Source organism: Pseudomonas flexibilis, assembly GCF_000802425.1.
GTDB classification, from domain to species: domain Bacteria; phylum Pseudomonadota; class Gammaproteobacteria; order Pseudomonadales; family Pseudomonadaceae; genus Serpens; species Serpens flexibilis.
In genome coordinates this window covers 65,973-89,418 of sequence record NZ_JRUD01000009.1, presented here as the reverse complement: position 1 = coordinate 89,418, position 23,446 = coordinate 65,973, and the positions used below count along the sequence as shown (strand labels likewise).

The following is a 23,446-nucleotide window of genomic DNA, read 5'->3' as shown; positions in this document are numbered from 1 at the left end:
GCGGAACTTTTTCTGAAATGAGCACTCTTACGCAGCCGTTCGCGCTTCCCTGCCGGGTCTACTACGAAGACACCGACGCCGGTGGAATCGTCTACTACGTCAATTACCTGAAATTCATGGAGCGTGCGCGCACCGAGCGTCTGCGTCGCCTGGGTTTCGCCCAATCGCAACTGGCCGGCGATAACCTGCTGTTCGTGGTCCACTCGTGCGAAGCGCGCTATCACGCGCCGGCGCGGCTGGATGACGAGTTGAGTGTCTCGGCCGAGGTGGTCGAGTTGAACCGTGTCAGCCTGCGTTTTCGTCAACAGGTGCGCCGCGTCAACGATGGACAGCTGCTCTGCGAGGGCAGCGTCCTGGTGGCCTGCGTGCGTGCCGATACCCTGAAACCCCGGTCCATCCCCGAAGCGCTGCGTGACGCCTTCGTGGGGGACCTGGCCAGTACCCGTCCAGGAGAGTAAGCGTGGAACCCAACGCCGTCGATCACATGTCCCTGTGGAGTCTGATCAGCAATGCCAGTCTGCTGGTGCAACTGGTGATGCTGATTCTTGTGGCTGCCTCGGTCATTTCCTGGGTGCTGATCTTCCAGCGCGGCAGCTTGCTGCGCGGCACCAAGCATGCCCTGGAGGAATTCGAGGAACGCTTCTGGTCCGGCATCGACCTGTCGAAGCTGTATCGCCAGTCCGGCAATGCCACCGATTCGCACAGTGGCGTGGAGCAGATCTTCCGCGCCGGTTTCCGCGAGTTTTCGCGACTGCGCCAGCAGCCGGGCGTCGGTCCGGATGCGGTGATGGACGGGGTCAGCCGGGCCATGCGGGTGGCGATCTCCCGCGAGGAAGAGAAGCTGGAGCAGGCGCTGCCGTTCCTGGCTACCGTCGGTTCCACCAGCCCCTACATCGGTTTGTTCGGCACCGTGTGGGGGATCATGAACTCCTTCCGTGGCCTGGCCCAGGTGCAGCAGGCCACACTGGCCACCGTGGCGCCGGGCATCGCGGAGGCGCTGATCGCCACCGCCATCGGCCTGTTCGCGGCGATTCCCGCCGTCATCGCCTACAACCGCTTCTCCGCCCGGGGCGAGCAGCTGATTGCCCGCTACTACACCTTCGCGGACGAGTTCCAGGCGATCCTGCACCGCAAGGTGCACACCTCCGAAGAATGAGGCGCGGCTGATGGCCAGAATTCGCAACAGACGCAAGCCGGTCGCCGAGATGAACGTGGTGCCCTACATCGACGTGATGCTGGTGCTGCTGGTCATCTTCATGGTGACTGCGCCGATGCTCAACCAGGGGGTCAAGGTCGACCTGCCCAAGGTGAGCACCGAGGTGCTGCCGCAGGACAACAATGCCCGCGTGCTGACGGTGTCCATCAAGGCTGACCGCACCTACTACTGGAACATGGGCGAAGAGGTGCAGACCGAGCAGACCCGCAACAGCGAGGCGGCGGTTTCCCTCGACAAGCTGGTGGGCGCCGTGCGCGGCATCCTGGCCGAGAACAGTCGCCAGGGGAAAAAGGTCCAGGTGTATGTGCGCGGCGACAAGGCAGTGGACTACGGCGCGGTGATGGCCGTGATGGGCGGCCTGCAGCAGGCCGGTGTCGGCAACGTCGGTCTGATTACCGAGGCCCCCTGATGCGTCCCGCGGAACAGGCGTCCTCTTCACCGTGGTTCTGGCCGGTCCTCGGCGCCGTGGGTCTGCACGCGGTGCTGTTCGGTCTGCTGTTCGTGAGCTTCGCCAGCACGCCTGACCTGCCACCGGCGCGCCCGGTGGTGCAGGCCACCCTGTATGAAATGAAATCCAAGAGCCAGGCCGAAAGCCAGACTCGCCAGAAGATTGCCGGCGAGGCCAAGAAGACCGCTGCCCGGGAATTCGAGATGGAGCAGCTACAGCAGCGCAAGACCGAGGAGCAGCGCATCGCCGCCGCCAAGGCTGAGGAACAAAAGCGCGCCGAAGCGGCTCGAAAGGCCGAGGCCGAGAAAAAGGCCGCCGAGCAGAAGCGCCAGGCGGAGGTCGCCCGCAAGAAGGCTGAGGACGAGGCGAAGAAGAAGGCTGCCGAGGCGGAGGCCCGGAAAAAGGCCGAAGAGGAGAAGGCCCGCAAGGCCGCCGAGGCGCTGGCCAAGAAGAAGGCCGCCGAGGAAGAGGCTGCCCGCAAGGCGCAGGAAGAACTCCGCGCCCAGGCACTGGCTGAGCTGCTCAAGGAGGATACCGAACGTCAGGCCGCGCTGGCCGATGAGGTCAGCGAAGAGGCGATGGGCAACATCGACGATCTGCTGCGTCTGCGCGCGGCCCAGGGCTGGAGCCGTCCGCCCTCCGCTCGTCCCAACATGACGGTACGGCTGCGCGTGACCATGCTGCCCGACGGGACCATTACCGGCGTCAACGTAGCGAATTCCAGTGGCGATATCCCCTTCGACAACTCGGCGGTCGCCGCGGTGCGCAACATCGGGCGTGTCAGCGAGGTGCAGAGCCTCAAGCCCAAAGAGTTCGAGCGGTATCGCTCCTTTACCATGACCTTCACGCCAGAGGATCTCGCGCTGTGAATACTGTCTTTCGAATGCTCCTGCTCGGCTTGTGCTGCCTGGCCGGTGCGGCGGTGGCACAGGAAGCCGACATTCGGGTCACCAGCGGCGTCGATCGGGCCATCCCGGTCGCCGTGGTGCCCTTTGGTTGGCAGGGCGCCACCGTGCTGCCCGAGGACCTCGCCTCCATCGTCGGCAACGACCTGCGCAATTCCGGCATTTTTGAACCCATTCCGCGGCAGAACATGATCAGCCTGCCGACCCAGGCGTCGGAGTTGATCTACCGCGACTGGCAGGCCCTGGGCGCCCAGTACGTGCTGCTGGGCAGCATGGACCTGAACGCCGGGCGCTACCAGGCGCAGTTCGCCCTGTTCAACGTGGCCACCCAGCAGCAGTTGCTGACCGGCACGGTAGGCGGCAGCGCTACCCAGCTGCGCGACATGGCCCACCATATCGCCGACCTGGTGTTCGAGAAGATCACCGGCACCAAGGGTGCTTTCTCCACCAAGCTGCTGTACGTGACGGCCGAGCGCCTGGGAACCCGCAATACCCGCTACACCCTGCAGCGCTCGGACTACGACGGCGCGCGGGCGGTGACCCTGCTGCAGTCGCGTGAGCCGATTCTTTCGCCACGCTTCTCGCCGGATGGCAAGCGCATCGCCTATGTGTCCTTCGAGCAGGGGCGCCGGCCACGCATCTTCATCCAGCATGTGGACACCGGGCAGCGTGAGCAGATCACCGCATTCGAAGGTCTGAACGGCGCCCCGGCGTTCTCGCCGGACGGCAGTCGGCTGGCGTTCGTGCTGTCCCGCGACGGCAACCCCGAAATCTATGTGATGGAACTGGCGAGCCGGCGGATGCAGCGGGTGACCAACCATTATGCGATCGATACCGAGCCGTTCTGGGGGCGGGACGGGCAGACCCTGTACTTCACCTCGGACCGCGCAGGCCGCCCGCAGATCTACCGCCAGCGTATTGGCGGCCCGGCGGCGGAGCGCATCACCTTTGTCGGCAACTACAACGCCGCGCCGAAACTGTCGGCGGACGAAAAGACCCTGGTGATGGTGCATCGCCAGGAGGGCTACACCAATTTCAAGGTGGCGGCACAGGACTTGCAGCGTGGGAATCTCCGCTTGTTGTCGGACACCACACTTGATGAGTCGCCCACTGTTTCGCCTAATGGCACGATGCTAATCTACGCCACTCGTCACCAGGGGCGTGAAGTGTTAATGCTCGTCTCCATCAACGGACGAGTCCGGATCGCGTTACCCACCGCACAAGGTGAAGTTCGCGAGCCTTCCTGGTCCCCCTACCTGAACTAGGCAGCGGGGGCGCCACAAGTGTTCCTATCATCCCTGACTGTTGGAGTTGTTATATGGAAATGCTGAAGTTCGGTAAGCTCTCCGCCCTGGCCCTGGCCCTGGCTGTTGCCGCTGGTTGTGCCTCTACCGGCGGCGATACCGCTGGCGAAACCACCTACGAAGCCGACACTGCAGGTACTGCACCGGCTCAGGTAGAGTCCACCGTCGACACCAGCGCAAGCGATGCCGAAGCTGCTCTGCGCGCCATCACCACCTTCTACTTCGAGTACGACAGCGCTGATCTGAAGCCCGAAGCCATGCGCGCCCTGGACGCCCATGCCAAGGTGCTGAAGGCTACTGGTGTTCGCGTGGTCCTGGAAGGTCATGCCGATGAGCGTGGCACCCGCGAATACAACATGGCCCTGGGCGAGCGCCGGGCCGGTTCCGTGCAGCGCTACCTGAGCATGCAGGGTGTTTCCCCGGCTCAGCTGGAGCTGGTTTCCTACGGCGAAGAGCGTCCGGTTGCCATGGGCAGCAGCGAAGAGTCCTGGGCGCAGAACCGTCGCGTAGAACTGCGTCAGAACTGATTGCGATGATCAAGTACCGCCAGATTCTGATCGCCTGGCTGGCCAGCCTGCCGCTGGTCGCCATGGCCCAGGTTCCGGTCAGCGAAGGCGGGGGACGCCTGCGTCCCCTGCCTACGGTGAGTGGTTCCGGCGGTGCCCAGGTTGGGGGCGGGACGATGGTCCCGCCTTCGGCCCAGGGCGAACTCTTCATCCAGCTGCAGCAGATGCAGGAAGAACTGGCCCGCCTGCGTGGCATGGTCGAAGAGCAGCAGTACGAAATCCAGCGCCTGAAACAGGAGTCGCTGGAGCGCTATCAGCAACTGGACAATCGCCTCAACGGGGCAGGGCCTGTGTCACAGGCGCCGGCACCCGCACCCTCGCCGGCACCCGCAGACAGCGAACCCGCCGACCCTGCGAAGGAAAAGCTTTACTACGATGCCGCCTTCGATCTGATCAAGGCCAAGGATTTCGATAAGGCCAGCCAGGCGTTCGGCGCCTTCCTGCGCCGCTATCCCAACAGCCGCTACGCGGCCAATGCCCAGTACTGGCTGGGTGAGGTCAGCCTGGTGAAGGGCGATCTGCAGGCCGCCGGTCAGGCTTTCGCCCGCGTCACCCTGGATTATCCGAATCACAGCAAGGTGCCGGATGCGCTCTACAAGCTGGCGGATGTCGAGCGCCGTCTGGGACGCACCGACAAGGCCCGGGCCGCGCTGCAGCAGGTGATCGACAAGTACCCAGGCAGCTCCGCCGCCAAGCTGGCCGAGCGCGATCTGAAGAACCTGCGCTGACCCCCGAAAATCCCGCCGCCTGGCGGGATTTTTTCAGGCCATGACCCAGCTGCGCTGCAGGCGCTCACTGAAGCGGTCGGCCGGTTCCGGTTTGCCGAACAGGTAGCCTTGCAGGTAGTCACAGGCATGGTTGGCGAGGAACGCCTGCTGCAGGGGAGTTTCCACCCCTTCGGCGACCACCCGCAGGCCCAGGCTGTGGGCCAGGCCGATGACTGCCGAGGCGATCTTGGCATCGTTGGCGCCTTCCTGAATGTCATTCACGAAGCTGCGATCGATTTTCAGCGTGTGCACCTGGAACTGGCGCAGGTAGGCCAGTGACGAGTAGCCGGTGCCGAAGTCGTCGATGGCCAGGCTGACGCCCAGCGCGCAGAGCTCGCCGAGTATGACCAGGGTGCGCTCGATGTCGCGCATCAGGATGGTTTCGGTCAGCTCCAGTTCCAGCAACTGGGGTGGCAGGCGATATTCCTGCAGGGCGTCGCGTACCAACTGCACGATGTTCTGGTGGGCGAACTGCTGTCCGGACAGGTTGACTGCCACGCGCACCGGCTGACGGCCCGCATCCAGCCAACTGCGGACCTGCCGGCAGGCTTCACGGATCACCCATTCGCCGATTGGCACGATCAGGCCGGACTCCTCCGCGGCCGGCAGGAAGCGATCGGGTGTCAGCAGGCCTTCTTCGGCATGTCGCCAACGCAACAGTGCCTCGCAGCTGCGCAGCGTCCCGTCCCGTGCATCCACCTTGGGTTGATAGAACAGGCACAGTTCCTGGCGTTCCAGGGCGCCCCGTAGCTGGTGTTCAAGCAGCAGCTCGCCCAGGCGGGCGGTGTTCATGTCCGTCGAATAGAACTGGAAGCCGTTGCGGCCTTCGGACTTGGCCCGGTACATGGCGGCATCGGCGTTGCGCAGCAGCAGGGAGTCGGTGGTGCCGTCGCCGGGAAAGACGGCAATGCCGATGCTGCAGGTGACGCTGAGTTCATGGTTGCCCAGCATGCACGGCTGGGTGATCGCCGCCAGCAGCTTGCGCGCCACCAGGCCGGCGTCCTGGGCTTGCTGCAAGCCGGGCAGGATGGCCACGAACTCATCGCCGCCCAGGCGTGCCAGGGTGTCGGACTCGCGCAGCACATCCAGGCAGCGCCGGGTAATGGTGCGCAGCAGGTGGTCGCCGGCGTCGTGGCCCAGGGTGTCGTTGATCCACTTGAAGCGGTCCAGGTCCATGAACAGGATGCCCACCTGGCTGCCCTTGCGCCGGGCTTCACGGATCGCCTGCCCCAGCCGGTCCTGGAGCAGCAGCCGGTTGGGCAGGCCGGTCAGGGCATCGTGGTGGGCCAGGTGATGAATACGCGCCTCGGCCTCCTTGCGTTCGGTGACGTCGGAGAAAATGCCGATGTAGTGGGTCGTCTCGCCTTCGCTGTCGCGCACTGCGGCGATGGATAGCCACTCGGGATAGATGTCGCCGCTACGGCGGCGGTTCCAGATCTCGCCTTGCCACTGGCCGCGCTCCTTCAGGGCGGACCACATCTTCTGGTAGTAGTGCTCATCCTGCCGTCCGGACGAGAGGACCGCCGGCGTGGCGCCGGCGATCTGCTCCAGCGGATAGCCAGTGATCTCGGTAAAGGCCGGGTTGACCGCGATGATCTGGGCGCTGGCGTCGGTAATGACCATGCCCTCCCGGGCGTTGGTGAACACTGTGGCGTAGCGCTTGAGTTCGGCCTGGGCCTGGTGCAGCGCTTCCAGGCGCTCCTGCAGTTCGCGATTGGCGTCCGCCAGTTGCGCGGCCAGGCGCCGCCGGCGCGCCACGGCCATCACCAGATAGATACCCAGCCCCAGCGCGACCACGAACAGCAGCACCCGATAACGCCGGGCTTTCTGCAACGCCTGGTTATAGGCCTGGGCGTACCGCTGGCCCAAGGTGTCGCCCAGGGCATGGGTCGGCAGTTCAAGGATGTCGTGGGTGATGGCATCCAGCGTGGGCTTGTGGGTCAGGATCAGAGCGGCATGGCTGAGCAGGATGCGCAGCGTCTCCGCCGTGGCGGGAGGTAGCCGTTCGGCCACCCCGGCCAGACGGTCATGCTCCTGGCGCAACCGCTCGCCACGCCCAGGGTCGTCACTGAGCAGAAAGGTCATCACCGAGCGGCCGAAGATGCCCACCTCGCGTGACAGCGCCGGCTGCAGCACGCCATCGCGGATCAGGCTGTCGGTGATCAGTGGGAAATAGCTCTGGGAATTGCGCAGGATTGCCGTCTCGCGCTTGAAACGGTCTACCGCGTCCGCCTTGTCGAGGCTCGCCTGGCGCAGTCGAGCGACCTGCTCCTCCAGCGGCTGGCGATCTCGCAGGGGCAGATAATCGGGCAGCTGCGTCAGTGTACGGGTGATGGCCAGGAGGTCCTTTACGCCCTGGCTGCTCCGGTCGAAATTGCGGTAGAGGTCGTAGCGGCTGGCCAGGACCGAAGCATTCAGCTCGGCGTCGAGCTGCTGCAGGCGCAGCAGCTGTCGCGAGTAGTCCTGGTGCTGCTCAATGGAAATGCTGTCGGCGCGTGAGAACAGCCAGGCCAGCGACAGGCCGATCAACAGCACCATGAGCAGGGCGCGGGCGGCGCGTTGCCAGTCAGGGAGAGACAGGAAGGACATCTTCATGCAGATAGGCCGTGGTGGGCAGGGAGGGCGGCTCCCCGGTCAGGGTGTCGAGGAAGGCGATAATCAGCCGGGTCTCTTCGTGGGAGAGCCGCCGGCCTAGCTGGTAGCGGCCCATGATGCGTACGGCGTCCTCCAGGCGCGCCACCGAGCCATCGTGGAAATAAGGCCCGGTGACGGCGACATTGCGCAGGCTGGGAACCTTGAAGACGTGGCGGTCCTCGACGCGCCCCGTGATGCGCTCCCGACCGGTGTCGGCGGCATTGTCCGGATGGTCGGCGAAGTAGTCGGCGATGATGCCGAAGCGCTGGAACAGGTTGCCGCCCACGCCGACGCCCTGGTGGCAGCTGGCGCAGCCGAGCGATTTGAACAGCGCGTAGCCTTGCCGGGCTTCGGCGTCGATGGCGGCGGGATCGCCCCGCAGGTAGCGGTCGAACGGAGCCGGTGTGGGCAGCGTTTCCAGGTAGCTGACCAGGGCATCGCTGATGCTGTGGCGGTCGACCAGTCCGCCGTAGACGTGACCAAAGGCCTGCGCATAGTCGCCGTCGGCGCGTACCAGGGCCTCGATGCGGGACCAGCTGGAAGCCATTTCCTGCGGATCGAGCAGCGGGCCGATGACCTGCTCGGCCAGCGTGGCGGCGCGGCCATCCCAGTACTGGGCGAAGTTGAGCGAGGCGTTCAGCACGCTGGGCGCGTTGCGCTCGCTGAGTTGGCCGCCCACACCGATCGAACGCGCCCGGCCATCGGTGCCGTAGGGCAGCGGGTGACAGCTGGCGCAGCTGACCGAGCCGTCGCTGGACAGGCGGGCGTCGTGGTACAGGCGGGCTCCCAGTGCCACGCGCTCGGAGGCCGGTGCGCCCGCAGGGATGGGCAGCGGGGCGAGGGGCTCCAGGCTGCGCACCGACCGGTGGGTATGCTCGGAAGCGGGCGCGCGGGGTGGTTCGCTCCAGGTCAGCATGATGAGCAGCGCGGCCAGGGCGATCAGCATGGGAAGCAGTAGCAGCTGGGACAGGCTTGATTTCATCGGCGCATCTTAGAAATTCGCCTGGGTGCGCCTGTTGAGGCCGGTCAAAGGAAACGCAGGTAAGCCATTCACCGTTTTTTTTCGGTCAGCATAAAAAAACCGTTGATTTCCTGAATTAAATCAGTATGATGCACAGCCATCGGGTCGTTAGCTCAGTTGGTAGAGCAGTTGACTCTTAATCAATTGGTCGTAGGTTCGAGCCCTACACGACCCACCAGTTGAAACGAGTAGAAGCCGGAAATCAGTTGAAAGATTGATTTCCGGCTTTTTCGTATGCGCTCGCCATGCCGCAGGCAGCCGCCGGTGGCTGGGTCGGGTGTATACTCGCCTTCCGCTTCAGTCGAGTTTGCAGGTCCTGCCGTCATGTCTCAGATCCCCGAGCGCATCCTGGTCCAAGCCCACCTCGCCGCCAAGCAGCCCAAGCCGCTGACGCCCGAGCAGGAGGCCAGCCTTCGCGCTGAAATCGCCGCCGAGCTGAAGAAGCAGGATGCCGTGCTGGTTGCCCACTACTACTGCGATCCCGTGCTGCAGGCACTGGCCGAGGAAACCGGTGGTTGCGTCGCCGATTCCCTGGAGATGGCCCGCTTCGGCAGTCAGCACCCGGCCAGCACCCTGCTGGTGGCCGGGGTGAAGTTCATGGGTGAGACCGCCAAGATCCTCAATCCGGAAAAGCACGTGCTGATGCCCACCCTCGAGGCCACCTGTTCCCTCGACCTCGGTTGTCCGGTGGAGGAATTCGCCGCCTTCTGCGACCAGCATCCCGAGCGCACCGTGGTGGTGTATGCCAACACCTCGGCAGCGGTCAAGGCGCGTGCCGACTGGGTGGTGACCTCCAGCTGCGCGCTGGAGATCGTCGAGAGCCTGATGGACAACGGCGAGAAGCTGATCTGGGCACCCGACCAGCACCTGGGTCGCTACATCCAGCGTGAAACCGGCGCGGACATGCTGCTGTGGGATGGCGCCTGCATCGTTCACGAGGAGTTCAAGGCCAAGCAACTGGCCGACATGAAGGTCCTGTACCCCGAAGCGGCTGTGCTGGTGCACCCGGAATCCCCCGAAGCGGTCATCGAGCTGGCCGACGCGGTAGGCTCCACCAGCCAGTTGATCAAGGCGGCGCAGACCCTGCCCAATCCGACCTTCATCGTCGCCACCGACCGCGGCATCTTCTACAAGATGCAGCAGCTCTGCCCGGACAAGGAGTTCATCGAGGCGCCCACCGCCGGCAGCGGTGCCACCTGTCGCAGCTGCGCACACTGCCCGTGGATGGCCATGAACACCCTGGAGCGGACTCTGCATACCCTGCGCGAGGGCAGCAACGAGATCCTCGTGGACTCGGCACTGGTGCCGCGCGCCGTCAAGCCGCTCAAGCGCATGCTGGATTTCACCCAGGCCGCGCGCCTGCGCCTGGCTGGCAACGCCTGACGGAACTTTCCGCCTTTGCCGGCCTCAAAGCCCCGGTTTTTCAATCGGTTACCGGGGCTGTATCGGATGGACATGAATGCACTGCTGGCCGCGCTGGCTTCCTACAACGTCACCCTGGGGCCGCGCCGGCCCGATGGCGGTCGGGTCATCACCCTGCATGACGAGAAGGGCGAGCCGCTGATCAGCCGGGTGGTTGGCCGTGCGCTGCTCAGCCACCCCGCCGGCCTGGCCGAAGTGCTGGACAGCGTGCGCCGCGACCTGCTGGTCGCCGGTGGCAGTGCCGACGAAACCGTGCTCGCCGCGTTGCGCGGCAGCGACCGGGTGCGCAACTACGCTTGATACCCAACCGCTCCGCGCCACGCGTCCGCGTTGCGCAACCGTGATCTGCATCACGTTTTCAGGCGTCAGCCGTTCGTAAGGGTTGGCGCCTCGCCTGCGAGCCGTTAGCGTGCGCGCCGCATGGAGGCATGTTCTCCACCCGTTGGCGGCCCCTCTATCGCCAGTCTTTGCGCGAACGGGGCCGCTCATCAAGGAAGCCCGCAAGGACCACCGAGGCCTGCAAGGATTTCCTTTCAACAAGGAGCGCGCAATGAACGTCTGGAGCAAACTGCTCACCGCCCTGCGCGGTGGTGCCCGCGAGGTGGGGGAGTCGCTGGTCGATGGCCAGGCCCTGCGGATCCTCGATCAGGAAATCCGTGATGCCGAGCAGGAGCTGCACAGGTCCCGGGAAGCCCTGGCGGGCATCATGGCCAGGCAGAAACTGGCCGAGGAGCGGACCAGCAAGCTGCAACAGCAGATCGGCGAGTACGAGCAATACGCCCTCAACGCGCTCGACGCCGATAATGCGCAACTGGCCCGTGAAGTGGCGGAGAAGATCGCGCGCCTGGAGAACGATCTGGCGGGCGAGCGCCAGCAGGGTGAGGAATTTGCCGCCAGCGCCACGCGTCTGCGCGCGGCCATCGCCCAGGCCGAGGGCAACATCAAGCAACTCAAGCAGCAGGTGGATACCGTCAAGGCCACCGAAAGCGTGCAGAAAGCCCAGCTGGCGGTCACCCAGCGGCATGGCGACGCCCAGTCGCGCCTGCACTCCGCCGTGGAGTCGCTGGAGCGCATCAAGCAGAAGCAGGCCGAGCGTGCCGCACTGATGGACGCCTCTGCGGAGCTGGCCGCCGAAGGTAACGGCGACGCGGCGCTGGATCGCAAGCTGCGTGCGGCAGGCCTGGCCGGCAGCGAAAGCAATGCCGAAAAGGTGCTGGCCCGTCTGCAGGCCCGGCAGGCCGACTGACCGTCTAAAGGCCTGAGCGCTCTTCCTGGGCGTTCGGGCCGCCTCGAGATGCGATCCGATGGAATTGTTTCTGCATACCTCGCTTTCCTTTCCGACTGTCCTGCTCAGCTTCCTGCTCTGCGTGGCCATCCTTTACTGGCTGGTTGCCGCCCTCGGGCTGGTCGATGTCGAGCTGCTGGATGGCGATGACACGGCGCTGGAGGGGCTGGCCGGCCTGCTGCTCAAGTGCGGGCTCAACGGCGTGCCGGTCACCCTGGTGCTCACCCTGCTGTTCTTCTTCGCCTGGTTGGGCTGCTATTTCGTTCAGCTGCTGATTCTCGACCCTCTGCCGCTGGGCCTGCTGCGCTACCCGCTGGGTCTGCTCGCGGCCGTGGCCGCGGTGGTGGCCGCCGTACCGCTGGTGGCCCTGCTGATCCGTCCGCTGCGCCCGCTGTTTCGCAAGCTGGAATCCACGGATAGCCGCTCGCTGATCGGCCAGCGGGTGCTGGTGCGCAGCGGCCGGGTTACCGAGCAGCACGGGGAAGCCATGCTGGAAAACGGCGGCGCCGGGCTGATCCTGCGCATCCGTGCCGAGGCGACCCACGACTTCAAGCGCGGCGACCGGGTGGTACTGCTGGAGTACCTGCCGGAGCCGCATGCCTATCGGGTGATCAGCGAAGCCGAATTCGACGGCCTGTCAGTGTCCTGAAGGACGCACGCACCCGCTTTAAAAACAAGGAGATTGTTTACCCATGAGTTTCGCCATGCTGATGCCGTTCCTGGTCGGAGTGGGCGTGTTCTTCCTGCTGCTGATGGGCTTCTATGTCCTGTTCAAGGCCTTCTACATCAAGGTTCCACAGGGCACCGCGCTGATCGTCAACGACCTGTCCTCCACGCCCAAGGTGCATTTCACCGGCGCGCTGGTGTACCCGGTGATCTATCTCAAGGAGTTCATGAAGATCTCCCTGATCACCCTGGAAGTCGATCGCCGCGGCAAGGACGGCCTGATCTGCCGTGACAACCTGCGCGCCGACATCACCGTGGCCTTCTACCTGCGCGTCAACGAAACCCAGGAAGACGTGCTCAAGGTGGCCAAGGCCATCGGTGTCGACCGCGCCTCCGACCGTGGCGCGGTCAACGAGCTGTTCAATGCCAAGTTCTCCGAAGCGCTGAAGACCGTCGGCAAGCAGTTCGACTTCGTCCAGCTGTTCGAGGAGCGGCAGAGCTTCCGCGACCGCATCGTCGAGGTGATCGGCAACGACCTCAACGGCTACGTGCTGGAAGACGTGGCCATCGACTACCTGGAGCAGACCCCCAAGGTTTCCCTGGACCCGACCAACATCCTGGACGCCGAGGGTATCCGCAAGATCACCCAGCTGACCGCCGCGCAGAACGTCATCACCAACGAGCTGGAGCGCAACGAGGAGCTGGCGATCAAGAAGAAGAACGTCGAGACCCGCGAGGCCACCCTGGCCCTGGAGCGCCAGCAGGCCGATGCCGAGGCCCGCCAGAAGCGCGAGATCGAGACCATCCGCGCCCGCGAGGAGGCTGAAACCCTGAAGGTGCGCGAGGAAGAGCGCCTGAAGGCCGAGCAGGCACGCATCCAGACCCAGCAGGAACTGGACATCCGTGCCGAGAACCACCAGCGCGAGGTGGAAGTGGCGGTGCAGAACCGTCAGCGCGCCGTGGTCATCGAGGTGGAGAAGGTCACCCGTGCCCGTGATCTGGAAGTGGTGGCCCGCGAGCGCGAAGTGGAGCTGCAGCGCATCGAGAAGGAAAAGGCGCTGGAGGAAGAACGCAAGAACATCGCCGGTGTGATTCGCGAGCGGGTGGCGGTGGAGAAGACCGTGGCCCAGGAAGAAGAACGCATCAAGGAAGTGCGCGAGGTCTCCGAGGCCGAGCGCCTCAAGCAGGTCGTCGTGCTGCAGGCCCAGGCCGAGGCTGAACAGGAGCTGGTGCGCCAGGTCAAGCAGGCCGAGGCCGACGAGACCCGCTCCCGCCACAAGGCCGTCGAGATCAATACGCTGGCCCAGGCCGAACTGGAAGCCGCGGCCAAGAGCGCCGAGGCCAAGAAGCGCATGGCCGAGGGCATCGAGGCCGAGCGCGCCGCGCCGGGCCTGGCCGATGCGCGGGTGCTGGAAGTCACCGCCGCGGCGGTCGAGAAGGAAGGACTGGCGCAGGCCCGCGTCAAGGCCGAACAGCTGATCGCCGAAGCCCGCGGCGAGCAGGAGAAGGGCCTGGCACAGGCCCGTGTGCTGGAAGCCCAGGCGGCCGCCCGGGAGAAGGACGGCCTGGCCGAAGCCAAGGTGCTGGAAGAGAAGCTCGGCGCCCAGGCGCGCGGCGAACAGCAGTTGGGCAGCGCCAAGGCCAAGGCGACCCAGGACCTGGGTCTGGCCGAGGCGCAGGTGTTGCTGGAGCGGCTGAGCGCCGAGGCCGAGGGCCTGGGCAAGAAGTTCGGCGCCCTGGATGCGCTCAGCGACAACGCGCGCCAGCACGAAGAGTTCCGCATGCAGCTGGAGAAGCACTTCGAGGAGTCCCTGGCCGCCATCGCCGCCAACAAGGACATCGCCAAGGAGCAGGCCGAGGTGCTGGCCGCCGCGCTGGGCCAGGCGAAGATCGAGATCGTCGGCGGCGAGGGCGACTTCTTCAACTCCTTCGCCAAGTCGCTGTCGGTGGGCAAGGCCATCGAAGGCGTGGTCGGCAAGAGCCCGGTGGTCCAGGACATGCTGTCGCGCCTGCTCAACGGCCGCGCCGGTCGCGACCTGGATGCCGCCCAGACGGCCGCCGAGAGCTGATGCCGGAACCGCGCTGCGGCGCGGTCCCTTTCCCGTCGATCCGGGCCCGTGCGCGGGCCCGGTAGCCCCGTGGACTTTCGATCAGGACGAGCAGGATGTCGGAACAGGCCGCTCCCCAGGCCCAGGACCTGGTGGACAAGGCAGTCGCCGAGGGCGGCGCCTATGAAGTGCTGCACAAACGTCTGCTGGAGCAGGGCCGCCAGGTCCGTCAGCAGGCCGAGACCCTCAACCAGCAACGCCTGCAGGCGTTCGGCGACAGCCGCATGGAGGTGGCCGGCCGGGTGCGCATCCGCACCGAGAACAACTGCGTGGCGCGCGACATCGTCCAGGTCGGCGATCTGTTGCTGTTCGGCTACAACGTCTTCCTGGGCCTCAAGCGCGAGACGCGCATCGAGGACGTGTTCTCGCTGTATCGCCTGGCGGCCCATGAGCAGGGCTACGAGGCCGAGGCACTGGAACTGGCCGGCAGCTTCCTGGGCCAGCAGAGCTTCGTCAACGACTTCACCGAGCTGTACACCTACTACAAGAACACCCGGCTGCTGCAGCTCACCCAGCGCGACGGCAAGCTGCTGGCGAGCTTCCAGATCGGCGAGCGGGTCAGCGACATCCGCGTGTTCCGCTGGTCCGTGTCCGCCGATGGCCAGCAGGTGCGCTACATCGACAACCGTGGCGAGCGCGACATCGCCCTGCCGGCGTCCTTCGATTTCGAGTGGCAGAAAACCACCCGCGAGATGGCGGTCAACGGCCGCCACCCGCACCTGAACATCCTCGACACGGTGTTCGTGGAAACCCTGGGGGGCGATCTCACCATCAAGGTCGAGAACAACACCGAGGACGGCCAGGGCATCTACCGCGAGCCGGTGCTGGACAAGAGCCAGTCGCTGGACGACGCGCAGATCGAGTATGCCCGGCTGGGCGGCCTGATCCTGCTCAAGGTGCTGCCCTACCGCGAGGAGCGCTGGCGCTACCTGGTGTTCAACAGCCTGACCCGCAAGGTCGAGCGCATCGACGCCATCGGCCAGGCCTGCATCCAGCTGCCGGAAGACCACGGCATCATCTTCCCCGGTGGCTACTACCTGCAGAACGGGGAATACAAGACCTTCGAGCAGTCCATGGCCGGCATGCGCTTCAAGCGCATGCTGCGCTCGCCCAACGGCGAGGACGTGCAGTTCGTGTTCTACGAACCGCTTGAAGGCCGCTCGGTGCTGCTGACCTACAACCTGATCAGCCGCCGCCTGCACAACCCGATCTTCGGCCACGGTCACGCGCGCCTGGAGGACGGGCGCATGGTGATCTTCTCCGCCGAAGGGGATGAGCCGACCCGCATCCACCCGATGCAGATCTGGCAGACGCCGTTCTACAGCGAGGAGTACGCCGCCCGCCAGCCGGCCCGCGGCGGTTTCTTCGGGCGCATCGGCAACGCCGAGCTGGTGCGCGGCATTTCCGACCTGCTGGGCCTGGCCCGGGAGATCGACAGCCCGGAAGTCTCGGTGGCCCGCTTCAGCCAGCTGTGCCAGAACACCCGGCGGCTGTTCGATGCCTACCACTGGCTCGGCGAACCCGAATGCGCCGGGCTGGCGCCCCTGCTGCGCGAGGTGGCCGCCACCGGCGAGCTGGTGCTGGACGAATTCGAGAAGGTGGAAAGCATCCGCCAGCAGTCGGCGCGCGCCATGGCCGATGCCGAAGCGCGCCAGAAGGCGCTGCTGGACGGCCTCTGGATGGATGGCTGGAAGCAGGCGCAGGAGTTCGTCGAGGCGCTCAACCAGATCGGCGCGCAGCGCGGTCTGCTGCTGACCATCCGCGAGCTGCGCTACATCGACGTGGCGCGTATCGACGCGATGGAGCGTGCGCTGCTCGAGGCGCATGAGCGGGTGGCCACCGCCACCTCGGCGTTCTTGGCCGGGGCGCAGGCCCTGCAGCCGTTCCTCGACCGGCTGCAGCAGCTCGACCAGGCCGCCCAGGCGGCGCAGACCGTGGCCGCGCTGGCCGAACCGCTGCGGGACATGGCCGGCATGGCCGCCGACCTGGACATGCTCTCCGGCCTGATGGCCTCGCTGAAGATCGACGACGCCACCCAGCGCACGCGCATCGTCGAAGGCATTTCCGAGGTCTACGCCCGCCTCAACCAGACCAAGGCGCGCGCCGAACAGCGCCGCAAGGGGCTGGGGTCGAGCGAGGCGGTGGCGCAGTTCGGCGCCCAGTTCAAGCTGTTCGGTCAGAGCGTCACCAGCGCCCTGGCGCTGGCCACCGATCCGGAACGCTGCGACGAGCAGCTGTCGCGGCTGCTGGTGCAACTGGAGGAGCTGGAAAGCCAGTTCGGCGACCACGAGCAGTTCCTCGGCGACATCCTCGGCAAGCGCGAGGAGTTGCTGGAAACCTTCGAGGCCCATCGCCAGGCGCTGCTCGACGAGCGCCAGCGCAAGGCGCAATCGCTGGCCGACGCCGCCCGCCGCATCCTCGACGGCCTGGGCCGGCGCACCGCGCGCTTCACGCGCCCGGAAGAGCTCAACGCCTTCTTCGCCGGCGACCCACTGATCCTCAAGCTGCGCGAACTGGCCGGGCGGTTGCGCGAGCTGGACGACAGCGTGCGTGCCGACGACATCGAGGCGCGCCTGAAGGGCGTGCGCGACCAGGCCGTGCGCGCCCAGCGCGACCAGCGCGAGTTGTTCGAGGAAGGCGGCAACGTCATCCGCCTGGGGCCGCGCCATCGCTTCAGCGTCAACACCCAGGAACTGGACCTGACCCTTCTGCCGCGGGGCGACCAGTTGCACCTGCACCTGACCGGCACCGATTTCCTCGAGCCGCTGCACGCCCCCGAGCTGGAAGCCCTGCGCGACTACTGGCAGGTGTCGCTGGAATCCGAATCCGAGCAGCTGTATCGTGCCGAATACCTGGCCGGTGCGCTGCTGGAGGCCGCCGAGCACGGTGGTGGCGATCTGTCCCTGGATCGGCTGAAGACCGCCATGAGTCAGCCCCAGGAACTGCTCGGACTGATCCGCGAGTTCGCCGCGCCGCGCTACCGGGAAGGCTACCAGCGCGGCATCCACGACCAGGACGCCCTGGCCATCCTGCTCCGCGTGCTCGAACTGCGCGACAGCGCCGGGCTGCTGATCCATGGCCCGGCGGCGCGTGGCTTCGCGCTGTTCTTCTGGTCGTGCTGGCGCAGCGAGGCGCACGCCGCGCTCTGGCCGCAACGGGCGGCCAGCAGTGCGCAGGTGCGCCGTCTGTTCGGCCATGCCAACGGGGTGGAGCAACTGCGCGCCGAGGTGTGCCAGGCCATGCGCAGTTTCCAGGCGCAGCATGCGCTCGAGCCGGCCGACACGCTGCTGCGGGACGCGGCGGAGTACCTGGTGGAGGAGCTGGCCGCCGAGCGTGTGGAGTTCGTCTGCAGCAAGTACGCCCGCGAGCTGCTCGACGGCTTGCGCCGGCACCTGCAGGCCAGCCACCTGTGGGAGGGTTACCGGCAGGCGCTGGACGGGCTGCAAGAACAGCCGGCGCAGCGCTGGGCGCTGGCCGCCAACTGGCTGCAGGGCTATTGCCGCAGTCAGGCGCCCGAACTGCACAACTATGTGCCCGAAGCGGTGGCGCTGAGCCTGACCGAGGAAACGCTGGCGCCGCGCATCGTCGAGGCCGACCTGCGCTTTCGGGTCGACGGCCTGCTCGGCGAGCACCCGCGCATCCGCGAGGGCGTCCTGGAGCTGAGCCTGGACGACTTCTTCCAGCGCCTGCGCCACCACCGCACCCAGGTGCTGCCCGCGCTGCAGCGCTACCAGGCGCTGCGCCAGGCGGTGCTCGAACGCGAACGCGCGGCGCTGCGCCTGGAGGAGTTCCGCCCGCGGCCGCTGACCTCGTTCGTGCGCAACCGGCTGATCAACGAGGTGTACCTGGGCTTCATCGGCGACAACCTGGCCAAGCAGATGGGCACGGTCGGGGAGGGCAAGCGCAGCGACCTGATGGGCCTGCTGATGCTGATTTCGCCGCCGGGCTACGGCAAGACCACGCTGATGGAGTACGTCGCCCACCGCCTCGGGCTGATCTTCATGAAGATCAACGGTCCGGCGCTGGGTCACGAGGTGCGCTCCATCGACCCGGCGCAGGCGCCGGACGCCACCTCGCGCCAGGAGCTGGAGAAGCTCAACCTGGCGCTGGAGATGGGCAGCAACGTGATGCTCTATGTCGACGACATCCAGCACACCCACCCGGAGTTCCTGCAGAAGTTCATCTCCCTGTGCGACGGCACCCGGCGCATCGAGGGGGTGTGGAAGGGCAAGACCCGCACCTACGACATGCGTGGCAAGAAGTTCTGCGTGGTGATGGCCGGCAACCCGTACACGGAGTCCGGCGAGCTGTTCAAGATCCCCGACATGCTGGCCAACCGTGCCGACATCTATAACCTCGGCGACACCCTGGGCGGCATGCAGGACGCCTTCGCTCTCAGCTACATCGAGAACAGCCTGACCGCCAACCCGGTGCTGGCGCCGCTGGCCACCCGCGAGCTGGCCGATCTCTATCGATTCGTCGAGCGCGCCGAGGGCAAGCCGTTCTCCGCCAACACGCTGAGCCATGACTACAGCGGCGCGGAGATCAACGAGATCACCGCTACCCTGCAGCGGCTGCTGCAGGTGCGCGATACCGTGCTCAAGGTCAACCAGCAGTACATCGCCAGTGCCGCCCAGGCCGAGCAGTACCGCACCGAGCCGCCGTTCAAGCTGCAGGGCAGCTATCGCAACATGAACAAGCTGGCCGAGAAGATCAGCGCGGTGATGAACGAGGCCGAGTTGCTGCAGCTGATCGCCGACCACTACCAGGGCGAATCGCAACTGCTGACCAGCGGCGCCGAGGAGAACCTGCTCAAGCTGGCCGAACTGCGCGGCACCCTGAGCGCCGAACAGGCCGAGCGCTGGGCGCAGATCAAGCGCGATTTCCTGTGCAACAAGGCCATCGGCGGCAGCGATGCGGATGTCGGCGGCCGCGTGGTGGCCCAGCTCAACGATCTGGTGGAAGGTGTGCGCGCGCTGGGTGAGCGGCGCGCCGTTGCGCCGGTGGACGCCGAACAGCCGTGGGCGCAGCTGCTGGCTGGTCTGGAGCGTCTGCGTCAGGTCGAGCCGCGCGTCGAGGTCGACCTGCAGGTGGTTGCGCCGCCGCAGCCGGGTATCCAGCACCTGCTGGAACGCCTGGCCGACAGCCTGCAGAACGGTTTTCTGCCACTGCTCAATGCCATGGACAAGAAGATCGATATCGACCTGGGCACCCACCGCAACATGCACGACATGGCGCGCCAGTTGCGCGAGCTGGCCAGCCAGCTGGGCCAGCCGCGCGTCACGCAGGACTGATCAAGGACGTTGAGGCATGAACTTCGAGCAACTCGACCAGCAATTGCGGGACAGCCTGGCGGACCTGCGCCTGAGCAACGAGGAGCGCAACGAACTGCGCGAACTGGGCGACAACCTGTCGCCCGACCAGGTGCGTTTCCTGCGCAATCGCGCCTTCGCCCTGGTGCGCGAGAAGGTCGCGGAGCCGGAGGCGGCGCTGCCGGCGCTGAAATGGCTGGAGCAGGTGATCCGCACCCTGGAGGTGCGCTGCGCCGTGACGCGCAGCCACAGCAGCGCGCATTTCAGCCCGGGCGAAAGTTGCCGGACACGGATCCGCGAACTGTGCCGGCAGGCACGCGAGGCGGTGGACGTCTGTGTGTTCACCATCTCCGACAACCTGCTCAGCGATGCGCTGATCGACTGTCACCGCCGGGGTGTGCGGGTGCGGGTGATCAGCGACAGCGAAAAGCGCTTCGATCCGGGCAGCGACATCGAACACCTGCTGGAGCGGGGCGTGCCGGTGCGCATCGATAGCAGCCCCTACCACATGCACCACAAGTTCGCGCTGTTCGATCGACGCCTGCTGCTCAACGGCAGCTTCAACTGGACCCGCAGCGCCACCACCAGCAACGAGGAAAACCTGCTGGTCACCGACGACGCCCATCTGCTCGCCGAATACAGCCGGGAATTCGAAACCCTCTGGGAGCGCTACGCGGGCCGCTAGACCCGCGTGCCGCCGTCGTCATCAGGCGGGCGCACCCCAGAACGCCTCACTGCGCAGCCGATCCAGCAGTTGTGCCCGTAATGCCTGGCCCTGCTCGGCCAGCTCGTCGATCCGCGTGCGCAGGCGGGCCAGCGGCTGAGTAGTGTCGTGCAGATGGATGAAGCGCATGTCGTGGATGGCCTGCTCAAGATGCCCGTGGCTGATCAGCGCGCCGATCCATTCATGCTCGTCATAGCCGGCCTCCGCCTCTGGAATGTCGGCGCGACAGGCCTGGGCGAGGTCCAGGCGGTCCAGCTGCAGATAGCGGTTGGCGATGGCCGTCAGCAGCAGGGCCTTGTCGAAGTCGTCCAGGTCGTCCTGCGCCGTGCTGTGGCGCAACAGGTCGCGCGCCTGTTCCAGTTTGCGCAGCGCGTCTTCGCGGCGTCCGAGGGTCGGATCCAGCATGCTCAGGGTGGCAACGCGGTTGATCTGCGAGGCCTCGTCCAGGGTGGTCCGTGCGGGACTGCCCTCGATCTGCAGGCGCCCGTCGGAGGGTTCGTTGCCGGTCAGGGCGCAGCATCACGACGATGCCGAGGAATAGCAGGAAGAAGATTTCCATGACAACCTTTCCGGATCCGGAAGAAGCGGGGCGCGGTCTTATAATCGCCTGCGCCGGGATTCGGCATCCCGACGATGTGATTTTGCCATTACTTGTCGCCCGCGCCGGGCCACAGTTTTCGCGGTAGACTTGCGCCCTTTCGCTCCCAGCCGGTACTGCCTCCATGGCCCTGCAAGCCACGCCCTACAAAGTCGAACTCAACCTCACCGATCTGGATCGCGGGATCTACGAGAACCTGCGTTTCACCGTCGCCCGCCACCCCTCGGAAACCGAGGAGCGCCTGGCGGTGCGGCTGATCGCCTATGCCCTGTGGTACGACCCGCAGCTGGCCTTCGGTCGTGGCCTGTCGGATGTCGATGAGCCGGCGCTCTGGGAGAAGAGCCTGGACGACCGGGTGCTGCACTGGATCGAGGTGGGTCAGCCGGATGCCGATCGCATGACCTGGTGCTCGCGCCGCGCCGAGCGCTTCAGTCTGGTGGCCTATGGCAGCCTGCGGGTCTGGCAGACCCGGGTGCTCGACAGCGTGCGCAACCTGAAGAACCTCAGCGTGGTGGCGGTCGACCAGCCCGCGCTGGAGAATCTGGCCCAAGACCTGCCGCGCTCGCTGAGCTGGAGCGTGATGATCAGCGATGGCGAACTGTTCGTCACCGATGAGCGTGGCCAGCACGAGATTCCCCTGGAGTGGCTGGCCGGCGAGCGCTGAAGCCCGCGCCCACCGCTTGGTGAATCAATAAAAGTGCGATCCACCCCACGACTGCCCTGCGATCCGAGTTGTCCATGCGTATCGAACCCCGCCCGTTGCCCGAATCCCTGCCCGATCTGGGCGACCTGCCGCCGCTGCTGACCCGCCTGTATGCCGCCCGTGGCGTGCGTAGCGCCGTCGAGTTGGAGAAGGGGCTGGCGCGGCTGATCCCCTACCAGCAACTGGCCGGCATCGACGCGGCGGTGGCGCTTTTGGTCGAGGCGCTGGAGCAGCGTCGGCGGGTGCTGATCGTCGGTGACTTCGATGCCGACGGTGCCACCGCCAGCTGTGTCGGTGTGCTGGGCCTGCGCATGCTTGGTGTGGCGCATGTCGACTACCTGGTGCCCAACCGTTTCGAGTACGGCTACGGCCTGACGCCGGAAATCGTCGCGGTGGCGCTGCAGCGACGGCCGGAGCTGTTGATCACCGTGGACAACGGCATCTCCAGCGTGGATGGCGTGGCGGCGGCCAAGGCGGCCGGGCTCAAGGTACTGGTCACCGATCACCACCTGCCGGGCCCCGAATTGCCCGCAGCCGATGCCATCGTCAACCCCAACCAGCCGGGCTGCGGCTTTCCCAGCAAGGCGATGGCCGGGGTCGGTGTGATCTTCTATGTGCTGCTGGCGCTGCGTGCGCGGCTGCGCGACATCGGCTGGTTCGCCCGCGCCGGCCTGGCTGAGCCAAACCTCGGCGAGCTGCTGGATCTGGTGGCGCTGGGCAGTGTTGCCGACGTGGTGCCGCTGGACGCCAACAACCGCATCCTCGTGCATCAGGGGCTGGCGCGCATCCGTGCAGGCCGGGCGCGGCCCGGCCTCAAGGCGATCCTCGAGGTAGCCGGCAAGCAGGCCGCACGCATCACCTCCACCGATCTCGGCTTCATCCTCGGACCGCGCCTGAACGCCGCCGGCCGCCTGGACGACATGAGCCTGGGCATCGAATGCCTGCTCTGCGAGGACGAGGTCCTGGCCCGCGACATGGCAATGCAGCTCGACCAGCTCAACCAGGATCGCAAGGCCATCGAGCAGGGCATGCAGCGCGAGGCGCTGGCCCAGTTGAAGGACCTGCCGGTCGAGCAACTGCCGTTCGGCCTGTGCCTGTTCGAGCCGGAATGGCACCAGGGTGTGATCGGCATCCTCGCCTCGCGTCTGAAGGAGCGCTACCACCGCCCGACCATCGCCTTTGCCGATGCCGGCGACGGCCTGCTCAAGGGATCGGCGCGCTCGGTGCCGGGCTTCCATATTCGCGATGCGCTGGACGCCGTGGCGGCCCGCCATCCGGGGCTGATCAGCAAGTTCGGCGGGCACGCCATGGCCGCCGGCCTGTCGTTGCCGGTAGCGAACTTCGGCGCCTTCGCCGCCGCCTTCGATGCCGAGGTGCGCCGCCAGCTCAGCGACGAGGATCTCACTGGCCGGCTACTGTCCGACGGCCAGTTGGGCGCCGAGGAGTTCCACCTGGAGCTGGCCCGCGCCTTGCGCCACGCCGGGCCCTGGGGTCAGCATTTTCCCGAGCCGCTGTTCCATGGCATGTTCCAGCTGGTGCAGCAGCGCCTGGTAGGCGAGCGGCACCTGAAGCTGGTGGTGAAGACCGAATGCGGCAGCCGCACGCTGGATGGCATCGCCTTCAACATCGACCGCGAACAATGGCCCAACCCGACGGTGCGCTGGGTCGAGCTGGCCTACAAGCTGGACGTCAACGAGTACCGCGGGCAGGAAAGCGTCCAGCTGCTGGTCAGCCACCTGGCGCCGCGCTGACGGCCCTCGCCCTGCC

The 23,446-nt window shown here is 66.2% G+C and carries 19 protein-coding genes and 1 tRNA gene; 17 read left to right on the top strand and 3 right to left on the bottom strand.

The window, feature by feature from the left end; all coding sequences use genetic code 11:
* Positions 1–17 precede the first annotated feature (17 nt).
* From ybgC to ybgF, 7 genes are read left to right on the top strand one after another with little or no spacing between them, the layout of a single operon-like run.
* A complete protein-coding gene (ybgC, locus tag SF06_RS07760) occupies positions 18–458 on the top strand; it encodes a tol-pal system-associated acyl-CoA thioesterase (RefSeq protein WP_039560646.1) in 441 nt (146 codons plus the stop codon).
* A gap of 2 nt (positions 459–460) precedes the next feature.
* A complete protein-coding gene (gene tolQ / locus SF06_RS07755; protein ID WP_027589278.1) occupies positions 461–1,156 on the top strand; it encodes a protein TolQ in 696 nt (231 codons plus the stop codon).
* Between the two features lie 10 nt (positions 1,157–1,166).
* Complete coding sequence (gene tolR / locus SF06_RS07750; protein ID WP_027589279.1) at positions 1,167–1,625, top strand: protein TolR; 459 nt, start codon at positions 1,167–1,169, stop codon at positions 1,623–1,625.
* Positions 1,625–2,533: a cell envelope integrity protein TolA gene (tolA, locus tag SF06_RS07745; RefSeq protein WP_039560643.1), complete on the top strand. Its 909-nt coding sequence runs from the start codon at positions 1,625–1,627 to the stop codon at positions 2,531–2,533. The genes tolR and tolA overlap by 1 nt, the downstream gene beginning before the upstream one ends.
* Before the next feature lie 14 nt (positions 2,534–2,547).
* Positions 2,548–3,834, top strand: coding sequence for a Tol-Pal system beta propeller repeat protein TolB (gene tolB / locus SF06_RS07740; protein WP_039560641.1), 1,287 nt, complete (start codon positions 2,548–2,550; stop codon positions 3,832–3,834).
* Between the two features lie 53 nt (positions 3,835–3,887).
* Positions 3,888–4,400: a peptidoglycan-associated lipoprotein Pal gene (pal, locus tag SF06_RS07735; protein ID WP_027589282.1), complete on the top strand. Its 513-nt coding sequence runs from the start codon at positions 3,888–3,890 to the stop codon at positions 4,398–4,400.
* A 5-nt stretch (positions 4,401–4,405) separates the two neighbouring features.
* A complete protein-coding gene (gene ybgF, locus SF06_RS07730) occupies positions 4,406–5,167 on the top strand; it encodes a tol-pal system protein YbgF (RefSeq protein ID WP_039560632.1) in 762 nt (253 codons plus the stop codon).
* A gap of 33 nt (positions 5,168–5,200) precedes the next feature.
* Here the strand turns inward: ybgF and SF06_RS07725 are convergent, their stop codons facing one another.
* Positions 5,201–7,801 (bottom strand): EAL domain-containing protein, encoded by a 2,601-nt coding sequence (locus SF06_RS07725; protein ID WP_052199755.1) that lies wholly within the window; start codon positions 7,799–7,801, stop codon positions 5,201–5,203.
* Complete coding sequence (locus tag SF06_RS07720) at positions 7,773–8,822, bottom strand: cytochrome-c peroxidase (RefSeq protein ID WP_052199754.1); 1,050 nt, start codon at positions 8,820–8,822, stop codon at positions 7,773–7,775. The genes SF06_RS07725 and SF06_RS07720 overlap by 29 nt, the downstream gene beginning before the upstream one ends.
* Positions 8,823–8,963: 141 nt before the next feature.
* Here SF06_RS07720 and SF06_RS07715 point away from each other — a divergent pair.
* The 8 genes from SF06_RS07715 to SF06_RS07680 all read left to right on the top strand — a co-directional run bounded on the left by SF06_RS07715 (position 8,964) and on the right by SF06_RS07680 (position 20,339).
* Positions 8,964–9,039: transfer RNA gene (locus tag SF06_RS07715), tRNA-Lys, on the top strand.
* 146 nt (positions 9,040–9,185) lie between these two features.
* Positions 9,186–10,244 (top strand): quinolinate synthase NadA, encoded by a 1,059-nt coding sequence (gene nadA / locus SF06_RS07710; RefSeq protein WP_039560631.1) that lies wholly within the window; start codon positions 9,186–9,188, stop codon positions 10,242–10,244.
* Between the two features lie 72 nt (positions 10,245–10,316).
* Entirely contained in the window at positions 10,317–10,583 is a 267-nt protein-coding gene (locus SF06_RS07705; RefSeq protein WP_052199753.1) for a DUF3509 domain-containing protein, read from the top strand.
* Positions 10,584–10,833: 250 nt separating this feature from the next.
* A complete protein-coding gene (locus tag SF06_RS07700; RefSeq protein ID WP_039560626.1) occupies positions 10,834–11,529 on the top strand; it encodes a PspA/IM30 family protein in 696 nt (231 codons plus the stop codon).
* A 58-nt stretch (positions 11,530–11,587) separates the two neighbouring features.
* Positions 11,588–12,217 (top strand): OB-fold-containig protein, encoded by a 630-nt coding sequence (locus SF06_RS07695; RefSeq protein WP_039560624.1) that lies wholly within the window; start codon positions 11,588–11,590, stop codon positions 12,215–12,217.
* Between the two features lie 43 nt (positions 12,218–12,260).
* The gene (locus SF06_RS07690) at positions 12,261–14,303 is read left to right on the top strand and encodes a flotillin family protein (RefSeq protein WP_052199752.1); all 2,043 of its coding nucleotides are present in this window, start codon (positions 12,261–12,263) and stop codon (positions 14,301–14,303) included.
* Positions 14,304–14,398: 95 nt separating this feature from the next.
* The gene (locus SF06_RS07685; protein ID WP_039560622.1) at positions 14,399–19,636 is read left to right on the top strand and encodes a DNA repair ATPase; all 5,238 of its coding nucleotides are present in this window, start codon (positions 14,399–14,401) and stop codon (positions 19,634–19,636) included.
* A 16-nt stretch (positions 19,637–19,652) separates the two neighbouring features.
* Entirely contained in the window at positions 19,653–20,339 is a 687-nt protein-coding gene (locus tag SF06_RS07680) for a phospholipase D-like domain-containing protein (RefSeq protein WP_039560620.1), read from the top strand.
* Positions 20,340–20,360: 21 nt separating this feature from the next.
* Here the strand turns inward: SF06_RS07680 and SF06_RS07675 are convergent, their stop codons facing one another.
* On the bottom strand, positions 20,361–20,783 hold the full coding sequence (locus tag SF06_RS07675) for a hypothetical protein (protein WP_039560618.1): 423 nt from the start codon (positions 20,781–20,783) through the stop codon (positions 20,361–20,363).
* 317 nt (positions 20,784–21,100) lie between these two features.
* On the opposite strand from SF06_RS07675, the gene SF06_RS07670 reads away from it, so the two are divergent.
* Positions 21,101–21,640, top strand: coding sequence for a YaeQ family protein (locus SF06_RS07670; protein ID WP_027589286.1), 540 nt, complete (start codon positions 21,101–21,103; stop codon positions 21,638–21,640).
* Between the two features lie 74 nt (positions 21,641–21,714).
* A complete protein-coding gene (recJ, locus tag SF06_RS07665) occupies positions 21,715–23,430 on the top strand; it encodes a single-stranded-DNA-specific exonuclease RecJ (protein WP_039560616.1) in 1,716 nt (571 codons plus the stop codon).
* Positions 23,431–23,446 lie beyond the last annotated feature (16 nt).

Bases quoted from the DNA above. Each gene is read 5' to 3' on its own strand.
- ybgC (WP_039560646.1), top strand. From the start codon at position 18: ATGAGCACTCTTACGCAGCCGTTCGCGCTTCCCTGCCGGGTCTACTAC.
- tolR (WP_027589279.1), top strand. From the start codon at position 1,167: ATGGCCAGAATTCGCAACAGACGCAAGCCGGTCGCCGAGATGAACGTG.
- tolA (WP_039560643.1), top strand. From the start codon at position 1,625: ATGCGTCCCGCGGAACAGGCGTCCTCTTCACCGTGGTTCTGGCCGGTC.
- tolB (WP_039560641.1), top strand. From the start codon at position 2,548: ATGCTCCTGCTCGGCTTGTGCTGCCTGGCCGGTGCGGCGGTGGCACAG.
- pal (WP_027589282.1), top strand. From the start codon at position 3,888: ATGGAAATGCTGAAGTTCGGTAAGCTCTCCGCCCTGGCCCTGGCCCTG.
- ybgF (WP_039560632.1), top strand. From the start codon at position 4,406: ATGATCAAGTACCGCCAGATTCTGATCGCCTGGCTGGCCAGCCTGCCG.
- SF06_RS07725 (WP_052199755.1), bottom strand. From the start codon at position 7,801: ATGAAGATGTCCTTCCTGTCTCTCCCTGACTGGCAACGCGCCGCCCGC.
- SF06_RS07720 (WP_052199754.1), bottom strand. From the start codon at position 8,822: ATGAAATCAAGCCTGTCCCAGCTGCTACTGCTTCCCATGCTGATCGCC.
- nadA (WP_039560631.1), top strand. From the start codon at position 9,186: ATGTCTCAGATCCCCGAGCGCATCCTGGTCCAAGCCCACCTCGCCGCC.
- SF06_RS07705 (WP_052199753.1), top strand. From the start codon at position 10,317: ATGAATGCACTGCTGGCCGCGCTGGCTTCCTACAACGTCACCCTGGGG.
- SF06_RS07700 (WP_039560626.1), top strand. From the start codon at position 10,834: ATGAACGTCTGGAGCAAACTGCTCACCGCCCTGCGCGGTGGTGCCCGC.
- SF06_RS07695 (WP_039560624.1), top strand. From the start codon at position 11,588: ATGGAATTGTTTCTGCATACCTCGCTTTCCTTTCCGACTGTCCTGCTC.
- SF06_RS07690 (WP_052199752.1), top strand. From the start codon at position 12,261: ATGAGTTTCGCCATGCTGATGCCGTTCCTGGTCGGAGTGGGCGTGTTC.
- SF06_RS07685 (WP_039560622.1), top strand. From the start codon at position 14,399: ATGTCGGAACAGGCCGCTCCCCAGGCCCAGGACCTGGTGGACAAGGCA.
- SF06_RS07680 (WP_039560620.1), top strand. From the start codon at position 19,653: ATGAACTTCGAGCAACTCGACCAGCAATTGCGGGACAGCCTGGCGGAC.
- SF06_RS07675 (WP_039560618.1), bottom strand. From the start codon at position 20,783: ATGCTGGATCCGACCCTCGGACGCCGCGAAGACGCGCTGCGCAAACTG.
- SF06_RS07670 (WP_027589286.1), top strand. From the start codon at position 21,101: ATGGCCCTGCAAGCCACGCCCTACAAAGTCGAACTCAACCTCACCGAT.
- recJ (WP_039560616.1), top strand. From the start codon at position 21,715: ATGCGTATCGAACCCCGCCCGTTGCCCGAATCCCTGCCCGATCTGGGC.